Genomic DNA, 4,786 nt, shown 5'->3' on the forward strand with positions numbered 1-4,786 from the left:
TGACGGTGGTGTACACCGAAACGGTCAAAGGCGATGAAGTCTTCATGTTCTGGCACGGTTCGATCACCGGCGAATATACCGACTCGATCAAGCTGAACGAATTCACCGCCGGACAACCGGTGCCCTTCCCCATCGGTGCCGAGCTGATCAAGGGCAATGAAGGCGGATCGGTAATCGCCCGGTACGAGATCAAACGCGCCGCCGGCGGGACGAGTTATGCCGAGCCGTTGAAGTTCGATGTCGGGGTGGCGCTGGATCTCACAGCGCCCGACATCAAGGAAGCGCCGAACGGTACCAGCCTCGACCCGTTTGCCGGCAAAGACACCCTCACCGCCGTGGTCGACTATGTCGGCATGCTGTTGGATGACGAGATCATCGTCACTTTCAGCGGCGCCCCGGGAACCCCCGAAGGCGGCTCGCACATCACAGCCCCGTGGACGGTACGTACGTTAGGCGCGCAGGACATTCCGCTTGATAACACAGTGATTGCTTTTAACCTCGGCCAATCGGTGACAGTGAGCTACACCGTGGCTCGCGGCAGCGATGATCCGAAAGACTCGAAAACCCGCACCCTGGCGGTGCTGCCGATACAAAACGAGGACAATCGGCTGCCCGATCCGGTCATCAATGGCATCACCAGTGCAGAGCTGGATGTCACCACGCTGCCCGGCCAGCCGCGCACACGAATTGCCGCGTGGCTGCTTCTCGCACTCAAGCAAACGCTGTGGCTGCGCTATTTTGTGGAAGGCAATCCAACACCAATCAGCACCACCTACAACGGCGCCCTCATCCCACCTGATGGTGTGCCCGGGGGTATGCAGCCATATACACCGATGGCCGAACTCAACAAATTGGCAGACGGGGCCAAATTGCGGATCGAGTTCAAGGTTGGTTTCGATGGCAGTACGGATGAAAGCAAAGCGGTGGTTTTCCCATCACGCGTTTATACCGTGAAGGCTGTGGAAGATGTGAAACCGGACATTTCCTCGGTGAAAGACTCCAAAGGCGCAGAAATTGTGCACGACGGTGGTACGGTCGATCCCGTTGTAACCTTGACCGGTACCGCCGCGCCCAATCAGCAGGTCGAGGTATTCGAAGGCGCCGCGTCACGGGGCAAGCACCCGGTAGACGGCACTGGCACCTGGACATATACCGCCACGCTGACCGCAATTGGGACTCGTACGTTCAAGGTCAAAGCAGATTATGGCTCCGGCCAGGAATCAGTCGGCAGAATCCTCACGTATTCGACTGCAGTAATCCCTGCCATTACCTCGGTGAAGGACTCGCGAGGAGTGGAAATACCCAAAAACACCGTGACCCTCGATACCAGCATCAAGTTGACCGGCACCGGGACGCCACGCCTGGAAGTCGAGATCTTTGATGGGGTGGCGTCGAAAGGCAAAGCGCAGGTGAATGCCACTACCGGCAAATGGGAACTGGAAGTGAAAGACCTGAGCCTGACAGTGCACAACTTCAAGGCCAGGGCCTTGTATGGCACGGGTGTCGAGTCGGCGGTCTGGACGCTGACCGTGACGGCGGCCACCGCGCCTATGCTGACCTCCGTGAAGGGCTCGCCGAGCGGTGTCGAAATTCCTGACAAAGAGTTCACGGTAGAAACCGCTGTAACGCTGTCCGGCGTCGCGGCCCAAGGTCAGAAAATCGAAGTCTTTGACGGCGATGCCTCCAAAGGTCAGACAACTGCACATGCCACAACAGGTGGCTGGACGTTGCTGGTGTCCGGCCTGACTGTTGCTGCGCACAGCTTCAAGGCCAAGGCCTTGTATGGCTCGGGCGCTGAATCGGCAGCTAGAACACTGACCGTGACGGCGGCCACCGAACCGACGCTGGCTTCAGTCAAGGGTTCGCCGAGTGCCGCTGAAATCCCCAACACCGGTTTCACTGCTGAAACCGCCATAAAGTTCGGCGGCGTTGCGGCCAAGGGCCAAAAAGTAGAGTTATTCGACGGCCCCACGTCCAAAGGCTCGGGCACCGCAGATATAAATACTGGCATGTGGGAGCTGCTCTTAACCGGCGTTAGTGTCGCCGCGCACAGTTTCAAAGCCAAGGCGTTGTACGCTCCGGGGGCGGAATCGGCTGCACGAACTTTCACCATACTTCCGGTAACTTTCACAGAGGACTTTCAGCAATATCCAGACAGTTTAGAGCTAATAACTGTGCTCGAGACCACTTATATGACCATTACTCGCGCCGCAGGATACTTACGAATTAGAAACAGCAGGTTTGATATCATCAAGGGTCGAATTCTGGAGTTAGATAGCAGAGTTGGAAAAACCTCTGGACCTCATACATTAAATTTAAGAGTTCCTTGCTCTAGCGTGGGATTTTCATGCCAAGGAGTTAAAGTAGGAGGCACTTTTCCGGGAAGTTTTATTGTCAAATTTTATGGGGACGAAGCTGAACCACTGGAGACGGTTACTGTGCCAGCCGACAGTGGAGTTCATAAAACCATTCAGAAGCCTAATATCAAAAGAATCGAGCTCTACCTGGGGCATGAAAATTATGGTGGGTATATGGGTATAGACAACGTTAAGTTTACAGCTCAGACCTGACAAGTCTGGGCCACAAAGGGGACGGGTTTATTTAATCAGTGATTTAAACAGTGGGGCTTATCGAGGTTTTTCTGCTGACCGGGATGGCTCTTTCGCGAGCAAGCTCGCTCCCACAGGGGAACGCGTTCGCTCCAAATGTGGGAGCGAGCCTGCTCGCGAAGGGGGGCAGTGAAGTCAGCGCTAATCGCCTTTTAAACTCTGGCGTTTAAAAGACACCTTCAGACACGCCTTTGAGGCTACAAATTCTTGCGTCATTGCCTACAGCCAAGCCAGAATCCGCCGGCTTGTGCGCTTTGGGGTCGGGTTCTATTGTGGGTCGGTCGCTGACGAATCAGCGATCGGGATTAGCGATCCGATACCTTACAGACGCTCAATCCCCTGTCTCAATTGCAGCTTTGTCTATCTGCACTTGGCGTCATGGTGGCTGTGCGTGGGAGACCTTCGGGTCTACCCGGGGTTTCTGTGACCCGGATCGCTAACCTGCGTACAGCCGCCACCTTTACTTGTTTAGCGATGAGCCGTGGCGGCTAAATCAACCACGGAGTCTCACCATGATCAAACCAACACCCAACCCACCCGAAACCGACACCACCTCCCCCTACGAATCCCTCGATTCAAAAAAACTCCACGAAGCCGCCGACCGCGCCCTCGATCACTACCTCTGCCCACCCGGCTCCACCCCACCGCCACGCAAAACCCGCCGGATGTACGCCGTCACCGCCGACTTCAAAAACGAGGAACTGCTGGCCGATGCCAGCGAAACACTCGCCTCAGCCAGAACCATCGCCCATGACTTCGCCCATCTCATTCCCGCGTCGCAGCGTCGTACTTTGTTGGGGATTGCACAGCTGATCATGCTCGGCGAACTGGCGGTGAATCGGGTGATGGATAATCTGGAGTTGCCGCAGTAGCGCGCCTCTGTGACGCACCTTGAGTGCTGAGTCGGGGCTGCTGACGCCTTCGCGAGCAGGCTCGCGCCCACAGGGATCGGGGTCGATCACCAGGCTGCGTTTACACCACCGAATCTGTGGGTGCGAGCCTGCTCGCGAAGGGGCCAGTGAAGTCAGCGCAAATCGCCATTTAAACTCTGGCGTTTAAAAGACACCTTCAGACACGCCTTCCAGGCTACAAATTCTTGCGCCAATGCCTACAGCCAAGCCAGAATCCGCCGGCTTGTGCGCTTTGGGGTCGGGTTCTATTGTGGATCGGTCGCTGACGAATCAGCGATCGGGTTTAGCGACCCGGACCAACTCAGTGCATCAGCGTTCGTGGCTTCGTTGTGGGACTCTTCGCCCGCAATTACGTTATGGCGGCTGTATGCGGGAGACCTTTGGGTCTACCGGTGTGCCTGAGACCGGTTCGCTAACCTGCGTACAGCTGCCACCTTCACCTGTTTAGCGACAGAGAAAGAGTGGCTCCATAAATTCAGGAGCTTCACCATGATCAAACCAACACCCAACCCACCCGAAACCGACCCCACCTCGCCCTACGAATCCCTCGATTCAAAAAAACTCCACGAAGCCGCCGACCGCGCCCTCGATCACTACCTCTGCCCACCCGGCTCCACCCCACCGCCACGCAAAACCCGCCGGATGTACGCCGTCACCGCGGACTTCAAAAACGAGGAACTGCTGGCCGATGCCAGCGAAACACTCGCCTCAGCCAGAACCATCGCCCATGACTTCGCCCACCTCATACCGGCGTCGCAGCGTCGTACTTTGTTGGGGATTGCACAGCTGATCATGCTCGGTGAGCTGGCGGTGAATCGGGTGATGGATAATCTGGAGATGCCGCAGTAGCGCGCCTCTGTGACGCACCTTGAGTGCTGAGTCGGGGCGGCTGACGCCTTCGCGAGCAGGCTCGCTCCCACAGGGATCGGTGTCGATCACCAGGCTGTGTTCACACCGACGAACCTGTGGGAGCAAGCTTGCTCCGGGCGGCGATCCGACGAAGGTGACCTCACAGCCAGCACATGTCTTCAGGCATAAAAAACCGCTGCCCCGTTGAATCGGGACAGCGGTTTTTGTCGTTTCGACAGCAACATTTTCTCGTCCAGGCCACAGACGACCACTCGTCGGATACCACACGGAACCTGTCAGACTTGACAGGTGTGCAAACCCTTCAACACAGGTTCAATCACTCCATCACCCGACACGGAGTGCACGCCCATGTTCGCCATCCACCCCGCGCTTGCACGCACCCTGCCTCTCGATGAA

2 protein-coding genes and 1 pseudogene are annotated in these 4,786 nt (G+C 56.9%); all 3 read left to right on the forward strand.

The features are described 5' to 3' along the window. Nucleotides 1-2,570: pseudogene (locus tag CKW17_RS30465) on the forward strand (hypothetical protein); the annotation flags it as partial. A gap of 551 nt (nt 2,571-3,121) precedes the next feature. After that, a complete protein-coding gene (locus tag CKW17_RS29415) occupies nt 3,122-3,481 on the forward strand; it encodes a DUF6124 family protein (protein ID WP_095123438.1) in 360 nt (119 codons plus the stop codon). Between the two features lie 528 nt (nt 3,482-4,009). Then, nucleotides 4,010-4,369, forward strand: a complete 360-nt coding sequence (locus CKW17_RS29420; RefSeq protein WP_095123440.1) for a DUF6124 family protein — start codon at nt 4,010-4,012, stop codon at nt 4,367-4,369. Nucleotides 4,370-4,786: the final 417 nt, after the last annotated feature.

Source organism: Pseudomonas sp. Irchel s3f10 (assembly GCF_900187515.1).
Lineage (GTDB): Bacteria > Pseudomonadota > Gammaproteobacteria > Pseudomonadales > Pseudomonadaceae > Aquipseudomonas > Aquipseudomonas tensinigenes.